Raw genomic sequence first — 19,342 nt, 5'->3', positions numbered from 1 at the left:
GCGGCCATGCGTCAAGCGCTGACCCGCCGCTATAAAAAAGCCATGTTGCCCGATTTACTGCTGATTGATGGCGGTAAAGGTCAATTGCATATGGCGATGCAAGTCATGCAAGATCTGGGGCTGGATGCGTTTATGGTCGGGGTATCCAAAGGTGAGGGGCGTAAACCCGGTTTGGAAACTTTGCATTTTACCGATGGCACAAAAATCCAGTTGCCTGAAGACCATAAAGCGCTGCATCTGATTCAGCAGGTTCGTGATGAAGCGCATCGTTTTGCCATTACCAAACATCGAGCCAAACGCGATAAACGCCGTGGTGGATCAGTACTGGAAGTCATTCCGGGGCTTGGTCCGAAACGCCGTCGTGATTTGCTGACGCACTTTGGCGGGATTCAGGGCGTACTGAAAGCTTCAGAAAATGACTTGAAACTGGTTCCCGGTTTGGGAGACGTCATGGCGAGAACCATTTATAAAGTTTTGCATGAATAAAGGGTAAGATAGTGACAAAAAAGTTCAAGAAATCATGAATAAGTGGTCATTTACAACAATTAGAAATGAGTGAAAGATAGAGCAAATTAAAAATTCCAGAGGACTAAGGATGTCACTGCACCAATTATTCACAGAAATTGAACAAGATGAATGGGTGAATATTCCCCAAGGTTGGCTACAAGGGCGCACCATTTATGGGGGCTTGGTCGCAGGGATGATGATGCAAAAGGCATTGGTAACGATTGCTGATCCCTCGAAACGCCTGTTAAGCACCAGTGTGACTTTTGTCGGTCCGGTACAGCAAAGCCAGGTCAGAATGACCGCGGAAATTTTACGCCAAGGCAAGTCGGTCACCACCATTGAAGTGCGGCTATGGCAAGACGATGCGGTACAAAGTATCTTGATTGCCAGTTTTGGTACCCATCGTGAGTCTGGCATATCAGTACAACAACAACGAACTGCACCTGAGTTTCCCGCAGTTGAGAATTTAACCATTGTTCCGCCATCTCCTTTGGCGCCACAGTGTTTTCAGCAAATGGATCTGGTCTGGATCGAGGGTCAATATCCGTGTACCGCGAGTGAAAAGCCTGATTTTAGTGGCTGGATGCGTTTTAATCCTGAGCGGCATGACAACCGGGAAATGACCGTGGCTGATTTGATGGTGGCATTTGATATGTGGCCACCGGGGGTATTGCCGATGTTTAAAAGCTTCGCACCGGCCAGTTCACTGACTTGGCATGTGACCTATGTTCATCCTTTAAAGAGCCATTTGCAGGATTGGTTTAAATATAAAGTATTTACCGATTATGCGGCAGAAGGCTATTCCACTGAATATGCCCATCTTTGGGATGCCGAGAATCGACTGATTGCGATTTCCAGACAGACAGTTACTGTGTTTGCCTAGTGACACTTTATGGCAATTCGTATAAAGTGAGTCTGAATTAACGATGAATCCATCCCAATATATGTGTGGTTTTTCATTGTGCATAAAGGGGAAAAATTGGCGGTGTCTATGACTACAGGTCGCATCCTGAATATTCCAAATATCTTGACTTTGGCGCGTATAGCTTTAATACCTGTTTTTTTGTTGGTGGCTTATTGGCCGCCTACAATTGGTGTTGCGGAACACGACACTAACATGACTCGTCACATTATTTTAACGGCGATTTTTGTGGTTGCTGCGGTAACCGACTGGTTCGATGGTTATTTGGCACGGTCACTGAATCAAACTTCAGCCTTTGGTCGATTTCTTGACCCTGTAGCCGATAAGTTGATGGTCGCAGCTGCGTTGATTGTTTTGGTGCAATGGCAACCGAGCATTTCCATGGCATTTGCGGCAATTGTGATTATTTCACGTGAAATTACCGTATCTGCTTTGCGTGAGTGGATGGCTGAATTGGGCGCACGTACCAATGTTGCAGTCTCAACTGTGGGTAAATATAAAACGGCTTTTCAAATGATTGCGATTTCAGTGTTCTTACTGAATTGGCAGCCGCTTGATACTTTAGCTTATCTTTTGCTCTATACCGCGGTGATTCTGACTTTATGGTCTATGTTTATTTATTTGAAAGCTGCATGGCCGTATTTAAAACAACCTTAAATTAGATTTAAAAAGTCATTAAAGACACCCGCTTTAGGGTGTTTTTTTTAACTTGATTTTCATTTTGAAATTTATCATTTAGAAATCTATAAGCAAAAATAAAAATCTATAAACAAAAAAAATCCTAGATTTTGGGGGAAACCTAGGATTGAAATCGGGTATTTGTTATATGTTTTATAAGATGTTTAACCATCTTCCTGAAACTGATTATAGGAGAATGGATGCTATGAATCATGTAGGTTATTGTATTGTAATGTAGAGTTTTATTGAGAAATGTAGCTCTGGTTTACAGTTATTTCTAGATGTAAAAAATCGTCTTTCAAAGCCCCGAATAAAGGGAGACTCTTGCAGATTAAAGCCTGCGTGCAGCATAGCTGCTTCTCTTGCTCACCTAAAGCACGGCTTTAAGTCTGGCGACGTGGTGGAGCAGTGGATTGCATCAATAAAATAAGGAGTCCTTTTACAGACTCCTTTATGACATTCGAAACTACGCGCTTCGCTTGTTTTGCAGAAAAATAAGGCAGCTTAAAAAAGAAATCCCCAATGATGGGGATTCTTTCCAGATTAAAGCCTGCGCGAGCAAAGCTCTTGCCTTGCGTAATTTTCAAAGCAACGCTTTGAAAATCACTCAGGCTTTAGGCCTTCAGCTTTTTCGAGCGATTCATCGTTACTGAAGAACTTTTCACGTTGCTCTTCTAGAAATTTCTTCGCATCCGGTTCAAACACGTTTAAGCGCTTTTCATTGATCAGCGTGGTTTGGTGTTTCAGCCATTCTTGCCAAGCTTGTTTAGATACGCTGTCAAACAATTCTTGACCTTTTGCCCCCGGGAAGGGTGCAAAATCTAAACCTTCCATTTCCTTTTGATACTTACGGCAAAATACTTGTCGAGACATATCATTATTCCTTAAGCGTAAAGTTTTTCTAAGCGTGTATAGGCACGAGCAATTGCAGCTTCAACTTGAGCCGGGGCAGTACCACCAATGTGGTTACGTGCATTGACTGATGCTTCAAGTGTCAATGCTTTTTCGAACACATCCGCTTGAATCAAATCAGAGAACTGTTGAAGTTGTTCAAGTGTCAGTTCAGACAAGTCTTTCGATTCTTGAACACCAAGTGCAACTGCTTTGCCCACAATTTCATGGGCATCACGGAAAGCGACGCCATTTTTAACCAGGTAATCTGCAAGATCGGTTGCAGTTGAGAAACCGCGAAGCGCTGCTTCACGCATGATTTCGATATTTGGAACCAGTGCAGGAATCATGTCGGCAAATGCCATCAATGAACCACGAACAGTATCAATCGCATCAAATAAGGGTTCTTTGTCTTCCTGGTTGTCTTTGTTATATGCCAAAGGCTGACCTTTCATTAGTGTAAGCAGGCTCATTAAGTCACCATAAACACGACCGGTTTTACCACGGATCAATTCAGGAACATCCGGATTTTTCTTCTGCGGCATAATTGAAGAGCCGGTGCAGAAACGGTCAGGAATATTCACAAACTTGAACTGAGCCGATGTCCAAAGAATCATTTCTTCTGACATACGGGACAAATGCATCATAATTAAAGATGCAGCAGCATTGAATTCAATCGCGAAATCGCGGTCAGACACTGCATCCAGCGAGTTCTCACAGACTGCTTCAAAACCTAAAAGCTGTGCTGTGTATTCACGTTCGATGGGATAGGTTGTACCTGCCAGAGCAGCAGAACCTAAAGGTAGGCGATTCACACGTTTACGGCAGTCAATTAAACGCTCAGAGTCACGCACCAACATTTCAAACCATGCCATTAAATGATGACCGAAAGTCACTGGCTGTGCAGTTTGCAGGTGAGTGAAACCCGGCATAATGGTTTGGGTGTTTTTCGCAGCCAAGCCCAAAATACCTTTTTGTAATTTTTCCAGCAATTTTAAGATCGCATCAATTTCGTCGCGTACATATAAACGGATATCGGTTGCGACCTGATCGTTACGGCTACGACCGGTATGCAGTTTTTTACCGGTGATGCCAATACGCTGAGTCAGACGAGACTCAATATTCATATGTACATCTTCTAGGTCAACACGCCATTCAAAGTTACCCGCTTCAATGTCCGCTTGAATAGCCGTCAAGCCAGTGATGATATCGTCACGTTCTTGCTCAGTAAGTACGCCAACTTTTGCCAGCATGGTTGCATGTGCAATCGAGCCTGCAATATCTTGTTTATAAAAGCGTTGGTCAAATTGTACAGATGCTGTAAATTCAGCAACAAAAGCGTCAGTAGCTTCAGAGAAACGACCGCCCCACATACCCGAAGTTTGGGTTTGTGACGGATTTGAGGAATTAGAAGATGTGGTCATGTCGGCTCAATAAGATAAAAAGCATTAGAACTAAAAAGAGTATAACAAATTCAGGTTCACTTGCCGAAGGACAAGACGACCAAACTTTTGCTGATACGCAGGGAAATAAAACATACGCTTATTTTTTTACGAAAATAGGGCGTTGGCAACATTTAATCGAATTATTTATTGCCAGTAATATTTTAGCGATGATTTTAGCGTTGGCAGAAGCACAATCATGGACGGCTTTAAGTGTAGAACGTTTATTGCAGTATATGTTGTTCATTAACTGGGTTTTGCTGGCTTTTGTCGCCTTGGTCGAGCTGTTTCAGAAAAAAATTCAGCCTTTAAATTTCGGACAGGCCTTGGTTGCCGGCTTCATTCTGTTGCAGATGATTGTTTTATTAACCACCGTGGTGCTAAATGGTGTGATTTATTTCGGACAGAATTTTCAAATCCACGGTTTAAGCCGCGATGTTTTACTGGATGGGGTGATGTTACATCTCAGCTATGGTGTACTGATTGGGACCTTCTGTTTTCGCTATCTGTATTTGCGCGAACAATGGGCGCGCCAGCAGAACAGTGAATTGCATGCACGTATTCAAGCCATGCAGGCACGAATTCATCCACATTTTCTGTTTAACAGTTTAAATACGGTGATCAGTTTAATTACCATTGATCCAGATAAAGCAGAACAAATGTTACTGAATTTATCACGACTATTTCGTGCAAGTTTTAAAGAACTTAAACTGGTGCGCTTAAAAGATGAAATTGAACTGTGTCAGCGTTATTTGGCCATCGAGCAGATGCGGTTGGGTGACCGTTTACGCGTAGAGTGGAAATATGATGATGAGGTTCTCTTTTCTCAAGTACAAATTCCGTTATTAACTTTACAACCTTTGGTGGAAAATAGTATTTTTCATGGTGTTGAAAAATTTTTAACAAAAAGTACGATAAGCATATTGATTGAAGTATTGCAAAATCAAGTAAATATAGTTATTACTAACCCTTATACACAGGATAAAATAAATTTACGACAAGGAAATGGTATTGCAGTTGAGAATGTGAAACAGCGTCTAGAGGCTTATTATGGACGGACTGTGATCTTTCAGACATATGCGGGAAAGGGAATATTTACCACAGTTGTGCAATATCGATATAAATAAAAAAATCAGAGTTAACCTATAAAAAAAATGATGTTGACTGTGAAAGGAGGAAGAATGGAGATCCTGATTTGTGATGATGAACCTCTCGCAGTAGAGCGATTATCACGTTTAGTCACCCAACTGGGGCATCAAGTGGTTGCCACCGCGACTCATGGTCAGCAGGCAATTGACATGGTTCAGTTTTATGAGCCAGACGTGGTGCTTTTAGATATTCAAATGCCTGAAATGGATGGTTTGAGCTGTGCACAGCACTTGCGCCAGTTAGAGCCCATGCCAGCCATTATTTTTTGTACTGCTTATGATGAACATGCGCTGGATGCATTTAAATCACATGCAGAAGGCTATCTATTAAAACCGGTCATGCAGCAAGAATTACAACAGGTTTTAGATCATTTAACCAAACTGACTCAAGCACAAATGAGCACTTTAAAACAAAAAGAAGATATGAACGAACTCAATATAAAACGCCACCAAATTGTGGCAAAAACCTACCGTGGGGTAGAACTGGTTCCTGTGGAAAATATTTATTATTTTTTAGCAGATCAAAAATATGTCACGGTACGCCATAAAAATGGCAGTGTGCTGATTGATGAAACCTTAAAAGACCTGGAAAATGAATTTGGCGACCAGTTTGTTCGAATTCATCGCAATGCCTTGGTTTCAGTGCATTTTCTGGATGGACTAGAAGTGATTAGTTCGGGGCAGTACCAGGTGCGTTGCCGTGAATTGGAGGAACGTCTGGCCGTCAGCCGACGTCATTTATCCAATTTAAGAGAACGAATACAAAAAATGTAATTCTCTTTTCATGATTTTGGTGACAACAACTGTGCAAATTCACTTGCATTTTCAAGTCAGCGCGTTAAGTTTAGAATAACGCACTTAATTGACTGTTTCTAAAATTTATGAAGATTTTGAAGATTGCAACTCGACAAAGCCCGCTTGCATTATGGCAGGCTGAACATATTCGTGCCCGTTTAGAGGCATTGCATGCTGATCTTAAAGTTGAGTTGGTGACCTTCGTAACTCAAGGTGACAAAATTTTAGATACTCCTCTGGCAAAAATTGGCGGCAAAGGTTTATTTGTTAAAGAACTAGAAGCCGCATTGCTGGATGGCCGTGCAGACCTGGCTGTTCACTCCATGAAAGATGTCCCTATGGCGCTGCCTGAGGGATTGAGCCTAGCGGTGATTTGTGAACGTGAAGATCCTCTGGATGCTTTTGTATCCAATACCTATAACAGTTTTGATGAATTACCGCAGGGTGCCAAAGTAGGCACTTCAAGCCTGCGCCGTAAAACCCAGATTTTAAAACAACGTCCTGATTTAAACATTATCGATTTGCGCGGAAATGTGGGTACGCGCTTATCTAAACTGGATTCTGGTTTGTACGATGCGATCATTTTGGCAAGTGCGGGTTTAAAACGCTTAGGATTGGCTGAACGTATCCGTCATACCCTGCAACCTGAAATCAGTTTACCTGCAGTTGGACAAGGCGCACTTGGCTTGGAATGTCGTGCGACAGACCAAGCTGTACTTGATCTTATTTTACCGCTTTTACATGCTGAAACGGATGTGTGTGTTCGTGCAGAGCGTGCTTTCAATGCCTATTTGGAAGGCGGTTGCCAAGTACCAATCGCAGGCTATGCCACTTTAAATCAGGGGCAAATTCATATAGAGGGTCGTGTGGGAAGTGTAGATGGTGTAACGCTATTGAAAGTTCAACTCAGCGGTGCTCCAGAACAGGCTGAGCAGTTAGGGGTGAGTCTCGCACAGAAATTGCTGGAACAAGGTGCAGGCGAGTTGCTTAAAGCGCTTTACTAATATGCTGTTTATTAATACCCGCCCTCAGGACCGAGCAGAAAAACTGAGTCATGCCTTGCGTATGGTTCAGGTGCCTGTTTTGGATTTGCCTTTACTGGAATTGGTGGCTCGACCTTGGTCGGCGGCATTATTTGAGTTGTATCAGCAATTGCTGGCTGCGCAGGTAATTGTGGTGGTCAGTCCAACTGCTGTTCAGGTGGGAATGGATTATTTACAACAAGCAGAGATTAGCCTTGATGAACTTCAGCAGATCCAGTGGGTTGCGGTAGGTGAAACCACGGCGCAAGCCTTAGCGACTTATGGCATTGCTGCTGAAGTTCCTCTGGTAGAAACATCAGAAGGAATGTTGCAACTTCCAATGCTTAAAAGCATGAATACTGGAACCTGCATCGCTTTTTGGCGGGGTGAAGGTGGGCGTCCATTTATGATGGATCAGTTAAAACAGCAAGGCATGCATATTTTAAATTTTATTTTATATGAACGCCGTTGTCCTTTACTCACTCAGCAGAATCTTTCAAATATATTGCCTTTATTAGAACAACAACAACAGTATGCTATGGTGGTGAGCAGTGAAGCGAGTTGGCTAAACTGGATTAAGCTGATGCAAGGTCAAAATGCGATTATTGCAAAAGGACATTACTTTGTTTTGGGTGAACGCTTGTATCAAGTTGTTTCAGATTATAAGAAAAATCAATTCACATGTTTTAATGTCACGCGATTACCTGATTTAAAGACAGATTCAATTTTGCAGCAGATTGTTGTTGTGCAAGGGAACACATGAAGAAAATTCTCATCTTATTACTCATTTTAAGTTTGCTCTGGATTATAAAATTAAGTTATGACGTATTTAATATCTCTGCACAACAAACAGAATTAACCAGCAGTCTGCATCGTATTGAACAGAGCAATGCAAATTTAAATGACCAGCTTGTGGCCTTGCAGCGTCATGTAAATGTTGAAGACGGGACAGTAGCGCAGGGTGCTCAAGCAGAGCATGATTTAAAAAACCTCGAAGCATCAAGTATTGATCCGATTGTGGTGATTAAACAGCAGCTGGATTTGATTGAATTTATGCTGAAGCAGCAAAAATTGAATGACGCCTTAGATAAATTAATGTATTTAGACCGAAGCCTAGAACAATATGCTTTAGCACCTTCGCTGAAGCAGAGTTTGCATCAGGTGATTGAAAAAGATCAGCAAATGATCCAACAGTTTGCAAGTGCCAGAGCTGCACAGCAGACAAAAGTAGATGGATTGATACACCAGCTAGATCAAGCCTTAACCCAGGAAATAAATACGCCGCAATTAAGTTCAGGCCAAGCACAAAATAAATATTTCTGGCAGCGCTGGCTGGTTGTTGAACCTGCAAAACAACCTGCTATCGCTTTAATGCAACGTCCATTGATTTTAAAAGAGGCACAGCTCCGATTATTATTGGCGCATCAGGCTCTACAGCAAGGGCAGTATTTAGAATACCAAGAGTCATTGACTGAAATTATCCAGTTGTTAAATCAAATACCGGATGAGAAATCACGCCAGCTGATTCAGAATATCCAAAAAATAAAAGGATTTACTGTTGTTCCGACGCCAAGTTTAAATACGCGTGCATTATTGGGGTGATGGATCAATGAAACAGGTTTTACTTGCCTATGCTTTTATTAGCTTAATTATTATCGCCGGACTGAGTATTTTAAGTTACGGTTATGGCGCGGGTTATGTCTATTTATATTGGCGTGAATGGCAAATTCAAACCAATATCTGGGTGATTTTTATTTTCCTGGCTTGCTTAAGCTTAATTATTCAACTGCTCTGGTTGATAATTAAGCGCTATTTAAAAAGAGAACAAAGAAAGCTAGAAACTGTTTTTAATTTTAAAAATTTACATCCTTATGAACAGTTGGCTGTGGTGTGGTTATTAGAAGCAGCTCAAGACCAGCATGAATTTATCCAAGGGGTATTTTCCAAATCCGGTTTATTAAAAGGCATTATTGGTTCGCGATTATATTGGATGCAGCAGCAATATCCACAAGCGCTTGCGATATTAAATCAAAGCAATGCCATGGCATTTGAATTGGCTGAAATACAACGAATTGAAATTTATCTGGCGCAAAATGATGGAGAACAAGCCTTAACCCATCTTGAGTTTTTAAATCAGCATGAACTTTCGCCGTGGCTAAGCGATGTAAAAAGTGCCTATGATTTGCGTTTAACCGCATTATGGGGAAAGTTTGCCCTGCAATTTCCATGGATGTATTTGCGTTCAACTAAATATGGTCATTTGGGCACCGAAACCAAACAGGAATGGTTACAGCAGTTATTGCTTAATTTTGATCAGGCGAATGTTGAGGATTTACAAAATTTACAACAACGTTATTTAGACTTGCAAGGTCAAATTAATAACCGCGATTATGAGATAAAAATTTTGTGGCTTAAGGTATTATCTCGGATGCCTGAAATGAGCCAGCCACATGAAGACTTGGCATTACATTTGTTAGATGAGCGATTTAATCAAGACGTCTTTTACTTATGGTTCCAGCAGCAATTATTGAAGCAAAATCCGGATTATTCAGGGGTTGAGCAACGAATTAATTATTGGGAAAATAAATATCCTTCTTTGCCGGTGTTTAGCTTTGCTAAATGGCATATATACGAGGCAACCGCACGTTATGCCGAAGCTGAGCAGCTGCTTGAATTATATCCAGATAATGTGATGATGAATTATTTAAGAATTAAATCAACTTTGAAAGGTCAGGATGATTTAATTAAACAGTTAAATTTAATATTTGAAAATAATGCAAATTTTGTTGAAATAAAAATATGAGGCTAAATAAATGTTAACCTTGTCAGATTATCCGGTTATTCATGAGCAGCCAGTCGCCTGGGGAGATATGGATGCCTTTGGGCATGTGAATAACGTGATGTATTATCGTTATATCGAAAGCGCCCGCATTCGTTATATGGATCAGCTGAATATTTTTCAACAAGAAGTTTATACGGTGGTTGCGTCAAATCAGTGCAAATATATTCGTCCGGTATTTTATCCAGACCAGCTCAAAATTGGGGTGCGGGTTGAGGAAATTCGCAATAGTGCATTTCGTATGAGTTATTTATTATGCAGTGAAGTACAACAAACTGTGGTTGCATTAGGTGAAGCAGTCATTGTTTGCGTAAATAAGGACTCGATGCTTAAAACTGAAATTCCCGAAATTATTCGCCAGAAAATCACTGAAATTGAATTAAGCGTAAATCATTTGATTTAAAAATATTTAAAGCAGTTGCTCTATAAATATTAAGGAAATGTAAAATCTGTTTTAAAGATTGTGGTTATTTAAAAATTTATATTGAATGTTTTAGATAATAAAAATATTATGATCGAGTTTGAATAAATAAAATTAAAATCTGTTTAGGAGTTATTATGATGCCGGATATTAGTAATTTATCTGTTGAAGAGTTAAAACGTTTACAAGTTGAAGCGGAAGTATTAATTGCTTCTAAAAAAGATCAAGCGGTTGAAGACGCTTATCAGCAAATTGTCGATATTGCAGATAATGTAGGTTTGTCGATTGAACAGATTTTGGAATTTGGCGCCACCAAACGTAAAAAAAGCACACGTAAATCTGTAGAGCCACGTTACCGTAGTAAGCAGAATCCATCTGATACCTGGACGGGTCGCGGTAAACAACCACGCTGGTTAGTTGCTGAACTTGAAAGCGGTGCGAAACTGGAAGACTTCCTCATCTGATTTTAGAATTCATGAGAGGGTCATCTATTTAGATGAGACTAAAAAAACCAAGCATATATGCTTGGTTTTTTTATATCTTTGAATTGGCGTTGTGGAAAAAGTGTGCATAATGTCTATAGAAAGATAATATCGTGGCTCAGGGAAGAAGAATAGATATGTTGGTCGTGGTGGGATGATAAAAAAACCCAAATACATCACGTGGTGGATCTTTGCCATCATCGTTTTTTTTATTTTCGTCTTACTCCAAATTCCAGCGGCTTGGCTCATTTCAAAATTTTATAAAAATAACCAGGTCTTGCAAAATGTAAGCGGCAATATTTGGCAGGGGCAAGCAGATTGGCATAAAGGCAACCTAAGAGGGTCGTTGAGTTGGAAAACACGGCCATTGGATCTGTTTTTGCTGCGTTTAGGCGCGCATATCGAAGTCCATAGCGGGCATACCCAGCTTGATGCTATTGCAGGTTATGGCTTGGGCAAGAAAGTCATCATTCATGATTTAAATGGACAAATTGCACCTGAGACCTTAAAAAATATAGTGGATTGGCAGTGGCCTACAAATGCCATTCAATTACAGAATATCAATTTTAACTATAAAACAGAGCAGGGCTTTTCACAGGCAGATGGTCAATTACAGTGGGCAGGCGGCGAGCTGATTTATACCTATGCCCAGCGACAGGACCGGATGAATATGCCGTCATTGAAAGGAAAACTGTCAGATGAAAATAATAAGCTGATGTTTGACCTTCGTGACCAGCGTGATCAAAAGCTGATTGCCTTAGAACTGGATCCAAGCTTGATGCTGGATGTGCAATTGACCCAACGTTTATTGATGAATATTGCTTCCTATGACGGTAAGGCAGGTTTGGATACCTATGTCATTAGTTCGAGACAACCTTTATTTAGAGGGGGTTTCTAATGAATGAATGGATCGAAAAAATTCAGCAATTAAACTGGAAACAGGCAGATCGTGCTGCACCGATATTACTGGCACTGCTGATTTTATATTTATGCTGGAAGTTGGCGAGCATTTTCTGGTTGTTGATGGCTCCCCCTCAAGTTATCCAGTTAGGGCGGGTAGAATTGGGCTCACAACAACCGCAAGTTCCCAATATTTCTTCATTTGCCCTGTTTCAAGAAGCGAGCAAGACCGCTGCTGCGGACGAGAATTTAAACCTGGTCTTGCAAGGTGTGGTGATGGGTTCTGCAAGTCAATTCTCTTCTGCGGTGATTAAAGTCAATGACGTGGCAGATCGCTACCGTGTAGGGGAAAGTATTAATACCACTGCTTACCAGCTGGCTGAAGTATATTGGGATCGAGTGATCTTGCGCCAAAACAATGGTACAACCCGGGAATTACCGTTTAAAAGAATAGAAAATGGCTTGGATCAGGCGATTGTTCAGCCGGTAGTGACTGCCCCAAACTCAAATTATCAATCGAATCAGGCGGTGCCGAGTCAGGAAAGTAGTGCGCTGGGGCAAGCAGTACAAAAAATACAGGAAGACCGTGAGCAATATTTAAAAGATATGGGGGTAAATGCAGCCGGTGGAGGTTATGAAGTCACTTCAAGAACACCTGCAGCATTACGCAGCAAGCTAGGTTTGCAACCGGGTGACCGGATTGTGTCTTTAAATGGACAGGCTGTGGGGCAGGGACAAAGTGATGCCCAGTTACTGGAACAGGCGAGACGCGAAGGTCAAGTTAAATTGGAAATAAAGCGTGGTGATCAAGTGATGACCATACAACAAAATTTTTAAGTGATGCATTGTCACATTATAGGGTTAGGAAGCACAGAATTTTATGGCTTTATTTAATCATCATCGTTCAGTTTGGACCTTATTTGCAGCTGCACCACTTATTGCTATGGTGAGCACTGCAAGCCATGCACAGACATGGAAAATCAATTTACGTGACGCTGATTTAACTGCATTTATTAATGAAGTGGCAGACATTACCGGGAAGAATTTTGCTGTAGACCCGCGTGTACGTGGCAATGTAACGGTCATTTCCAATAAACCCTTAAATAAAGCTGAAGTTTACGAGTTATTTCTTGGGGTATTAAATGTCAATGGCGTGGTGGCCATTCCTTCGGGCAATACCATCAAACTGGTACCGGATAGCAATGTGAAAAGCTCGGGTATTCCCTATGATGGCAAGCAGCGCGCTACGGGTGATCAGATCGTGACGCGGGTCATCTGGCTTGAAAACACCAATCCGAATGACTTGATTCCTGCAATTCGCCCTTTAATGCCGCAGTTCGCGCATTTATCCGCAGTCGCTGGAACCAATGCGCTGATTGTTTCAGACCGTGCCAATAATATTTATCAGCTTGAAACCATTATCCGAAATCTGGATGGGACGGGGCAAAACGATATTGAGGCGGTGACCCTGCAATCGAGTCAGGCTGAAGAAATGATTGGTTTGCTCGAGTCGATGAGTTCTACCGGAGCGGCCAGAGATTTAAAAGGCTCGCGTATCCGCATCATTGCAGATACACGAACCAATCGGATTGTGCTTAAAGGCGATACGGTGACGCGCAAGCGCATCCGTCAAATGATTGAAATGCTGGATGTGCCTGCGGCAGATCGTTTGGGTGGCTTAAAAGTCTTTCGTTTGAAATATGCCAGTGCGAAAAATCTGGCGGAAATTTTACAAGGCTTGGTGACCGGTCAGGCGGTTTCAAGTTCATCAAATTCCAACAGTTCATCATCGGGCAGCAATAGCACGATGAATAATTTTGGAAATAACAACTCAAATAATTCAACCAGCGGCTCCTCTAACATTTCCACTCCAAGTATTAACCTGGGTGGTGGCTCGAACAGTAACAATCAAAACAGCATCACCAGTTTTAATGGCAACGGTGTCAGCATTATTGCCGATGACAGCCAGAATGCGCTGGTGGTGAAGGCTGATCCACAATTGATGCGTGAAATTGAATCGGCCATTCAGCAGCTGGATATCCGTCGTCAACAGGTACTCATCGAAGCAGCCATTATTGAGGTTGAGGGAAATGATGCCGATCAACTCGGTGTGCAATGGGCCTTGGGTGACTTAAGTAGTGGTATCGGATTGATTAGCTTTGATAATGCCGGAGCAAGTCTGGCCAGTCTGGCAGGTGGTTATTTAGCCGGTGGTTCTGCCGGGTTGGGTGCAGCCGCCGCCGGGTTAAAAGGTACTTCATTGATTCTTGGAGATTATAAAGAAGGCAGTGATGGATCTCGTCGACTTTATGGTGCATTGATTCAGGCCCTCAAAAGTAATACAAAATCCAATTTACTTTCCACGCCCTCCATTGTGACCATGGACAATGAAGAAGCCTATATTGTGGTGGGGCAGAATGTACCTTTCGTCACAGGTTCTGTCGCGACCACCACAGCCGGGATTAATCCCTATACCACGGTTGAGCGTAAAGATGTCGGTGTGACTTTAAAAGTAGTCCCGCATATTGGTGAAGGTGGCTCAGTTCGTCTGGAAGTCGAGCAGGAAGTTTCCGCTGTAGCGAGGGATCGTGGTCAGGCACAGGATTTAGTTACCAGCAAACGTGCTATTAAAACCTCAATTTTGGCTGAGCATGGCCAGACCATTGTATTGGGTGGTTTGATTTCGGATAACTCGATTCATGGTCGTCAGTCGGTACCGGGTTTGGGTGCTATTCCGGGAATTGGGCGTTTGTTCAGATCTGATGTTAAATCCAATGAAAAACGCAATTTGCTGGTCTTTATCCATCCAACCATTGTGGGTGATGCTAAAGATGTGAAGCGCTTGTCTCAGCAACGTTATAGCCAGCTATATAGTTTGCAGTTGGCCATGGATCAGGATGGTACTTTCTCGAAATTACCGGAAAATGTAGATGATATTTATCAGCAACGTCTTCCGGTGACGCCTTCGGCTCCAAAAGTACCGGGTTATCAAACGGTACCATCAGGTGGGCAAAAACAGTCCAATGCCGCTGTTGTTACTACGCCTGTGGCGATTGAGCCGGTCGTACAAAGACAAGTCGTTCCAGTTCCCCAGTCTGAAGTTGAACGAACTAAAAATACCGTAACCACGACCACGATTCGATCAGGTTCTTAACAGAGTATGTAAAGAATTGCAGATTTGCCGTGATATGATGAGAAAAAATCGCAAAGAGAAGTGCATTTCATGACTTGGAAAATACAAGCAATTACCGGTGAATTGACGGGACAAGAAATTAGCATCGACCGTGATATGCTGGTCGGTCGTCATCAGAGCGCAGATATTGTATTGCAAGCCGGGGAAATCTCCCGCAAGCATGCGGCTTTCTTGCTAAAAAACCAGGCCTTGTCGGTGCAGGATTTAAACTCATCTAACGGAACATTTGTAAATGATTTACAGATTGAGCATGAAACCTTGTTGAAACAAGGTGATATTGTCCAGTTTGCCAGTCTGAAATTTTCCGTACTGGAGCCAGCTCAAGAAGTAGAATTACCGACCGAAATTGAAAAAACAGTCGCAGCATTAAATCAGGATGAGACGGTAGCAGAAGCAGCACCTGTGAATGAACAGCCTTCGGAAGCGGTGGCTGTTTCTGAAACGGCAGCAGCACAAGCTGAAGAAGCATCTAAAACAGTCGCTCAACAAATGAATGATCAAGGCATGCCTGAGCTTAAAGAGCGTGATAGCAATGTTCAGGTCAGCCGTGATGGTATGCCGCAACAAGTGGCTGTACCGAAACCTGCCCCGATTCCTGAAAGTGTGGACCTGAAGGCCGTTCCAGAGAAGCAGGAGCCAGTCGTGGTTGAAACTCCTGCATCTCGTGTAGAGCAAGTTAAAGAAGAGCAAAAAAATGCATCGGTTGGCTTAATGACCATTATTGCATTGATTATCCTTGCAATCATCGCATGGTTATTCTTTAAATAAGGCTATGCTCGACATACAATTAAGGCATGCAATCGCATGCCTTAATCATTTGGGTTATTGTGGTTGGGTGAGATAAATTTTGAGAGGAACAAGATGTCTGTAGCAAAATTGGCAAGTCGTGAGCTTATTTTATTTGACTTGGATGGCACACTGGTAGATTCCGCATCTGATTTATATCGCGCCATGAACATGAGTCTGAATGTTTTGCAATTACCCAAAGTGACTGAAGAACAGGTTCGGACCTGGGTGGGCAAGGGTACCTCACTTTTTTGCCATAGCACTTTGCAGTATTTAACCGGACAGGTCGATCCTGCTCAACATCAACAGTTATTAGCGACCTTCTTAGAGATTTATAATGCCGAGCCCTGTGTAGATACCCAGCCTTTTACTGGGGTGGTGGATTTCTTGGACTGGGGTTTAAGTCAGAATAAACAGATGATCTGTGTGACCAACAAGCCCGAACAACCTGCGCGCATGATTGTGGAAGCTTTGGGCTTAAGCAAATATTTTGTCGATGTCATTGGCGGTGACCGCTTTGAAGAACGCAAACCGCATCCACGCCAGTTACTGTTCTGTGTTGATGAATATGCGGTCACTGCGGCAGAAACTTTAATGATTGGTGACTCGAGCAATGATGTAGAAGCCGCACGACGTGCAGGAGTGGATTGTATTGTGGTTAGCTATGGCTATAATCATGGAGAAGATATTCAGGATTGCCAGCCACAGCAAGTGGTCGATGATTTAACAGAATTACTCGCCTAAGAATTTAAAAGTAAGGATATTGGAATGAGAAATTGTATGGTTTTTCGATGGCGACATTAAGTCAGATCACACCAAAACGAACTTAAACCCGCCCATATCGAAAACATAGAGAATACTCATGACCACTCAAGTTCAGTTCGACAGCTTAAAGTCTGACGGTTACAACCTGATTCCAGTTTACCGTCAGCGTCTGGCCGATACCGAAACACCACTTTCAGTCTTTGCGCGTGTTAAGGATCACAACCAGGCCTATTTGTTTGAATCAGTTGAGGGTGGCGAAAACTGGGCACGTTATTCCATTATTGGTTTGGGTGAATCCACGGTTTTTTCATGCAATGAAAGTGTTTTAACCATCCAGCAAGCCGATGGTTCCATTGAAACCCAAGTCTGTAGCGATCCATTCCAGTATATCCGCGATTTTCAAGCCCAGTTCCATGTGCCAACGCAAAAGGACTTGCCAGCCTTGCCAAGCTTTACCGGTGGCTTGGTGGGTTACTTTGGCTATGATGCGGTGCGTTATATTGAACCGCGTTTAACCAATGTTCCGGCAGCCGATCCAGTCGGATTGCCTGATATCTGGATGATGCTGTCTAAAACAGTGATCGTATTTGACAACTTAAAAGATACTTTATTCTTGATTGTGCATGCAGATGTCAATGATCCAGATGCCTATACTAAGGCACAACAACAATTAGATGACTTGGAGGCCGTGCTCGCTCAACCGATCAGCCTACAAGCAAAAAAACATACCCCACCGCATTTTGAATCGCTCACAGGCAAAGAAAAATATCTCGAGTCGATTGAAACAGTAAAGGAATACATCCGTGCAGGTGATGTAATGCAAGTGGTACCGGGGCACCGTATGGTCTCTGATTTCGATGGTGAAGCTTTACAGGTTTATCGCGCGCTACGTCATCTCAATCCATCGCCGTATTTGTTTTTAGTTCAAGGTCAAACTTTAGAGAATAAAACACCGTTTCATATTGTCGGCTCTTCTCCTGAAATTCTGTCACGTCTGGAAAATGGCATAGCAACCGTTCGTCCACTGGCAGGTACACGTCCGCGTGGCAAGACCAAAGAAGAAGATTTGGCTTTAGAAAAAGATTTGCTTTCCGATGAGAAAGAGATTGCTGAGCATTTAATGCTGATCGACTTGGGTCGAAATGATGTCGGACGCGTGTCAAAAATTGGCAAAGTGCAAGTCACCGATCAAATGGTGATCGAGCGTTATTCACATGTCATGCATATTGTCTCCAATGTACAGGGTGAAGTGCGTGATGATGTCGATGCTTTAGACGTGTTTAAAGCCACTTTCCCGGCCGGAACACTGTCTGGTGCGCCGAAAATCCGTGCCATGGAAATTATTGACCAAGTCGAGCCGGTAAAACGCGGTGTATTTGGTGGCGCGGTGGGTTATTTGGGCTGGCATGGGGAAATGGACATGTCGATTGCCATTCGAACCTGTGTGATTCGTGAAAATAAGGTCTATGTACAGGCAGGGGCAGGGCTGGTGGTGGACTCAAATCCTGAATCTGAATGGAATGAAACCCAGATAAAAGCTCGCGCAGTGATCAAAGCGGTCGAATTATCATCAAATGGATTGATTTTATGAGTTTTTGAGCTTTTTTTTAAAAAAAACACTTGCAAGGTTTCTGGGTTTTGCTAAACTGCACACCGTTCCGATACGAAACGTACGAAACACTAAGAAACGCCGGCATAGCTCAGTTGGTAGAGCAACTGACTTGTAATCAGTAGGTCCACAGTTCGAATCCGTGTGCCGGCACCATCTTGGAGGTTTCAAGAAGTGAAGTAAAAAGAACGACACTGATGTAAGTGTAAAATGGTGAGGTTCCCGAGCGGTCAAAGGGGGCGGACTGTAACTCCGCTACGAAAGTTTCGAAGGTTCGAATCCTTCCCTCACCACCAATTTTAAGACTTCAAAAAGTGGATTGTACCAACATCGTGCGGGAGTAGCTCAGTTGGTAGAGCGGCAGCCTTCCAAGCTGCATGTCGCGAGTTCGACCCTCGTCTCCCGCTCCATATTGAAGTACTTATTATGCTCTTATAGCTCAGTGGTAGAGCACTCCCTTGGTAAGGGAGAGGTCTCCAGTTCAAATCTGGATAAGAGCTCCAGATATACAGTTTAGTGACTTGTTCACAACTTTTTAAAAAAAGCAGGCTTATTAGTCTGCTTTTCAAGTATTGGGTATTTGTTTTTTTAGGCGACCTGTCGAAGCTGCGTTGTTTAAGACCGTGTTCGACGTAAACGAGGAAGATCATCATGGCTAAGGCTAAGTTTGAACGTAATAAGCCACACGTAAACGTGGGTACAATTGGTCACGTCGACCATGGTAAAACAACTTTAACTGCTGCAATTGCAACAATCTGTGCAAAAACTTACGGCGGTGAAGCGAAAGATTACGCAGCAATTGACTCTGCACCAGAAGAAAAAGCACGTGGTATTACCATTAATACTTCACACGTAGAATACGATTCTCCGATTCGTCACTACGCACACGTAGACTGTCCAGGTCACGCCGATTATGTTAAAAACATGATCACTGGTGCTGCT

The 19,342-nt window shown here is 42.6% G+C and carries 21 protein-coding genes and 4 tRNA genes; 22 read left to right on the top strand and 3 right to left on the bottom strand.

Annotation, left to right across the window (positions count from 1 at the left end):
* The 3 genes from E0H81_RS15105 to pgsA form a co-directional block, all read left to right on the top strand.
* Positions 1–486: helix-hairpin-helix domain-containing protein (locus tag E0H81_RS15105; RefSeq protein ID WP_342353508.1), on the top strand; the 486-nt coding region annotated here is incomplete at its 5' end.
* 109 nt (positions 487–595) lie between these two features.
* A complete protein-coding gene (locus tag E0H81_RS15100; protein WP_131320059.1) occupies positions 596–1,390 on the top strand; it encodes a thioesterase family protein in 795 nt (264 codons plus the stop codon).
* 108 nt (positions 1,391–1,498) lie between these two features.
* Positions 1,499–2,086, top strand: a complete 588-nt coding sequence (gene pgsA, locus E0H81_RS15095) for a CDP-diacylglycerol--glycerol-3-phosphate 3-phosphatidyltransferase (RefSeq protein WP_067869548.1) — start codon at positions 1,499–1,501, stop codon at positions 2,084–2,086.
* A 404-nt stretch (positions 2,087–2,490) separates the two neighbouring features.
* On the opposite strand, the gene E0H81_RS15965 is transcribed toward pgsA, so the two are convergent.
* The 3 genes from E0H81_RS15965 to argH are packed head-to-tail and all read right to left on the bottom strand — an operon-like array spanning position 2,491 to position 4,422.
* Entirely contained in the window at positions 2,491–2,694 is a 204-nt protein-coding gene (locus E0H81_RS15965) for a hypothetical protein (protein ID WP_165492638.1), read from the bottom strand.
* Positions 2,695–2,710: 16 nt separating this feature from the next.
* Positions 2,711–2,980: an oxidative damage protection protein gene (locus E0H81_RS15090; protein WP_131271294.1), complete on the bottom strand. Its 270-nt coding sequence runs from the start codon at positions 2,978–2,980 to the stop codon at positions 2,711–2,713.
* Positions 2,981–2,991: 11 nt separating this feature from the next.
* Positions 2,992–4,422, bottom strand: a complete 1,431-nt coding sequence (gene argH, locus E0H81_RS15085; RefSeq protein ID WP_131320057.1) for an argininosuccinate lyase — start codon at positions 4,420–4,422, stop codon at positions 2,992–2,994.
* Here argH and E0H81_RS15080 point away from each other — a divergent pair.
* From E0H81_RS15080 to E0H81_RS14990, 19 genes are all read left to right on the top strand, one after another.
* Positions 4,413–5,567, top strand: a complete 1,155-nt coding sequence (locus tag E0H81_RS15080; protein ID WP_131320055.1) for a sensor histidine kinase — start codon at positions 4,413–4,415, stop codon at positions 5,565–5,567. The genes argH and E0H81_RS15080 overlap by 10 nt on opposite strands.
* 54 nt (positions 5,568–5,621) lie before the next feature.
* Positions 5,622–6,362 (top strand): LytR/AlgR family response regulator transcription factor, encoded by a 741-nt coding sequence (locus E0H81_RS15075; RefSeq protein WP_131320053.1) that lies wholly within the window; start codon positions 5,622–5,624, stop codon positions 6,360–6,362.
* A gap of 107 nt (positions 6,363–6,469) precedes the next feature.
* The gene (gene hemC, locus E0H81_RS15070; protein ID WP_131320051.1) at positions 6,470–7,387 is read left to right on the top strand and encodes a hydroxymethylbilane synthase; all 918 of its coding nucleotides are present in this window, start codon (positions 6,470–6,472) and stop codon (positions 7,385–7,387) included.
* Between the two features lies 1 nt (position 7,388).
* The gene (locus E0H81_RS15065; RefSeq protein ID WP_131320049.1) at positions 7,389–8,168 is read left to right on the top strand and encodes a uroporphyrinogen-III synthase; all 780 of its coding nucleotides are present in this window, start codon (positions 7,389–7,391) and stop codon (positions 8,166–8,168) included.
* Positions 8,165–9,007 carry a hypothetical protein gene (locus E0H81_RS15060; protein WP_131320047.1) on the top strand — a complete coding sequence of 281 codons (843 nt, stop codon included), beginning with the start codon at positions 8,165–8,167 and terminating at the stop codon, positions 9,005–9,007. Before E0H81_RS15065 ends, E0H81_RS15060 begins: the two co-directional genes overlap by 4 nt.
* A 7-nt stretch (positions 9,008–9,014) precedes the next feature.
* Positions 9,015–10,208 (top strand): heme biosynthesis protein HemY, encoded by a 1,194-nt coding sequence (locus tag E0H81_RS15055; RefSeq protein ID WP_131320045.1) that lies wholly within the window; start codon positions 9,015–9,017, stop codon positions 10,206–10,208.
* Positions 10,209–10,218: 10 nt separating this feature from the next.
* Positions 10,219–10,647 carry an acyl-CoA thioesterase gene (locus E0H81_RS15050; protein ID WP_131320043.1) on the top strand — a complete coding sequence of 143 codons (429 nt, stop codon included), beginning with the start codon at positions 10,219–10,221 and terminating at the stop codon, positions 10,645–10,647.
* Between the two features lie 155 nt (positions 10,648–10,802).
* Positions 10,803–11,129 (top strand): H-NS histone family protein, encoded by a 327-nt coding sequence (locus E0H81_RS15045; RefSeq protein ID WP_131320041.1) that lies wholly within the window; start codon positions 10,803–10,805, stop codon positions 11,127–11,129.
* A gap of 172 nt (positions 11,130–11,301) precedes the next feature.
* Positions 11,302–12,045: a type II secretion system protein N gene (gspN, locus tag E0H81_RS15040; RefSeq protein ID WP_131320039.1), complete on the top strand. Its 744-nt coding sequence runs from the start codon at positions 11,302–11,304 to the stop codon at positions 12,043–12,045.
* The gene (locus E0H81_RS15035) at positions 12,045–12,884 is read left to right on the top strand and encodes a type II secretion system protein N (protein WP_131320037.1); all 840 of its coding nucleotides are present in this window, start codon (positions 12,045–12,047) and stop codon (positions 12,882–12,884) included. The genes gspN and E0H81_RS15035 overlap by 1 nt, the downstream gene beginning before the upstream one ends.
* 43 nt (positions 12,885–12,927) lie before the next feature.
* Positions 12,928–15,201: a type II secretion system secretin GspD gene (gene gspD, locus E0H81_RS15030; RefSeq protein ID WP_131320035.1), complete on the top strand. Its 2,274-nt coding sequence runs from the start codon at positions 12,928–12,930 to the stop codon at positions 15,199–15,201.
* Between the two features lie 69 nt (positions 15,202–15,270).
* A complete protein-coding gene (locus E0H81_RS15025; RefSeq protein ID WP_131320033.1) occupies positions 15,271–16,008 on the top strand; it encodes an FHA domain-containing protein in 738 nt (245 codons plus the stop codon).
* A gap of 93 nt (positions 16,009–16,101) precedes the next feature.
* Positions 16,102–16,770, top strand: a complete 669-nt coding sequence (locus E0H81_RS15020) for a phosphoglycolate phosphatase (RefSeq protein WP_131320031.1) — start codon at positions 16,102–16,104, stop codon at positions 16,768–16,770.
* A gap of 118 nt (positions 16,771–16,888) precedes the next feature.
* Complete coding sequence (trpE, locus tag E0H81_RS15015; protein ID WP_131320029.1) at positions 16,889–18,382, top strand: anthranilate synthase component I; 1,494 nt, start codon at positions 16,889–16,891, stop codon at positions 18,380–18,382.
* A gap of 98 nt (positions 18,383–18,480) precedes the next feature.
* Positions 18,481–18,556 (top strand) — tRNA-Thr (locus tag E0H81_RS15010).
* Between the two features lie 56 nt (positions 18,557–18,612).
* Positions 18,613–18,696: transfer RNA gene (locus tag E0H81_RS15005), tRNA-Tyr, on the top strand.
* Positions 18,697–18,734: 38 nt separating this feature from the next.
* Positions 18,735–18,810 (top strand) — tRNA-Gly (locus tag E0H81_RS15000).
* 18 nt (positions 18,811–18,828) lie between these two features.
* Positions 18,829–18,903: transfer RNA gene (locus tag E0H81_RS14995), tRNA-Thr, on the top strand.
* Between the two features lie 148 nt (positions 18,904–19,051).
* A partial coding sequence (locus tag E0H81_RS14990) for a GTP-binding protein (RefSeq protein ID WP_244926554.1) occupies positions 19,052–19,342 on the top strand: 291 nt, incomplete at its 3' end.

Source organism: Acinetobacter terrestris (assembly GCF_004331155.1).
GTDB lineage: Bacteria > Pseudomonadota > Gammaproteobacteria > Pseudomonadales > Moraxellaceae > Acinetobacter > Acinetobacter terrestris.
Note: the sequence above shows the minus strand (reverse complement) of the source record. Positions and strands in the feature narration are given on the sequence as shown.

What these genes read in the sequence shown, in the direction of transcription:
- trpE (WP_131320029.1), top strand. Translation starts at nt 16,889, where the DNA reads ATGACCACTCAAGTTCAGTTCGACAGCTTAAAGTCTGACGGTTACAAC.
- E0H81_RS15020 (WP_131320031.1), top strand. Translation starts at nt 16,102, where the DNA reads ATGTCTGTAGCAAAATTGGCAAGTCGTGAGCTTATTTTATTTGACTTG.
- E0H81_RS15065 (WP_131320049.1), top strand. Translation starts at nt 7,389, where the DNA reads ATGCTGTTTATTAATACCCGCCCTCAGGACCGAGCAGAAAAACTGAGT.
- E0H81_RS15035 (WP_131320037.1), top strand. Translation starts at nt 12,045, where the DNA reads ATGAATGAATGGATCGAAAAAATTCAGCAATTAAACTGGAAACAGGCA.
- hemC (WP_131320051.1), top strand. Translation starts at nt 6,470, where the DNA reads ATGAAGATTTTGAAGATTGCAACTCGACAAAGCCCGCTTGCATTATGG.
- argH (WP_131320057.1), bottom strand. Translation starts at nt 4,422, where the DNA reads ATGACCACATCTTCTAATTCCTCAAATCCGTCACAAACCCAAACTTCG.
- pgsA (WP_067869548.1), top strand. Translation starts at nt 1,499, where the DNA reads ATGACTACAGGTCGCATCCTGAATATTCCAAATATCTTGACTTTGGCG.
- E0H81_RS15075 (WP_131320053.1), top strand. Translation starts at nt 5,622, where the DNA reads ATGGAGATCCTGATTTGTGATGATGAACCTCTCGCAGTAGAGCGATTA.
- gspD (WP_131320035.1), top strand. Translation starts at nt 12,928, where the DNA reads ATGGCTTTATTTAATCATCATCGTTCAGTTTGGACCTTATTTGCAGCT.
- E0H81_RS15025 (WP_131320033.1), top strand. Translation starts at nt 15,271, where the DNA reads ATGACTTGGAAAATACAAGCAATTACCGGTGAATTGACGGGACAAGAA.
- E0H81_RS15100 (WP_131320059.1), top strand. Translation starts at nt 596, where the DNA reads ATGTCACTGCACCAATTATTCACAGAAATTGAACAAGATGAATGGGTG.
- E0H81_RS15090 (WP_131271294.1), bottom strand. Translation starts at nt 2,980, where the DNA reads ATGTCTCGACAAGTATTTTGCCGTAAGTATCAAAAGGAAATGGAAGGT.
- E0H81_RS15055 (WP_131320045.1), top strand. Translation starts at nt 9,015, where the DNA reads ATGAAACAGGTTTTACTTGCCTATGCTTTTATTAGCTTAATTATTATC.
- E0H81_RS15060 (WP_131320047.1), top strand. Translation starts at nt 8,165, where the DNA reads ATGAAGAAAATTCTCATCTTATTACTCATTTTAAGTTTGCTCTGGATT.
- E0H81_RS15045 (WP_131320041.1), top strand. Translation starts at nt 10,803, where the DNA reads ATGATGCCGGATATTAGTAATTTATCTGTTGAAGAGTTAAAACGTTTA.
- E0H81_RS15050 (WP_131320043.1), top strand. Translation starts at nt 10,219, where the DNA reads ATGTTAACCTTGTCAGATTATCCGGTTATTCATGAGCAGCCAGTCGCC.
- gspN (WP_131320039.1), top strand. Translation starts at nt 11,302, where the DNA reads ATGATAAAAAAACCCAAATACATCACGTGGTGGATCTTTGCCATCATC.
- E0H81_RS15080 (WP_131320055.1), top strand. Translation starts at nt 4,413, where the DNA reads ATGTGGTCATGTCGGCTCAATAAGATAAAAAGCATTAGAACTAAAAAG.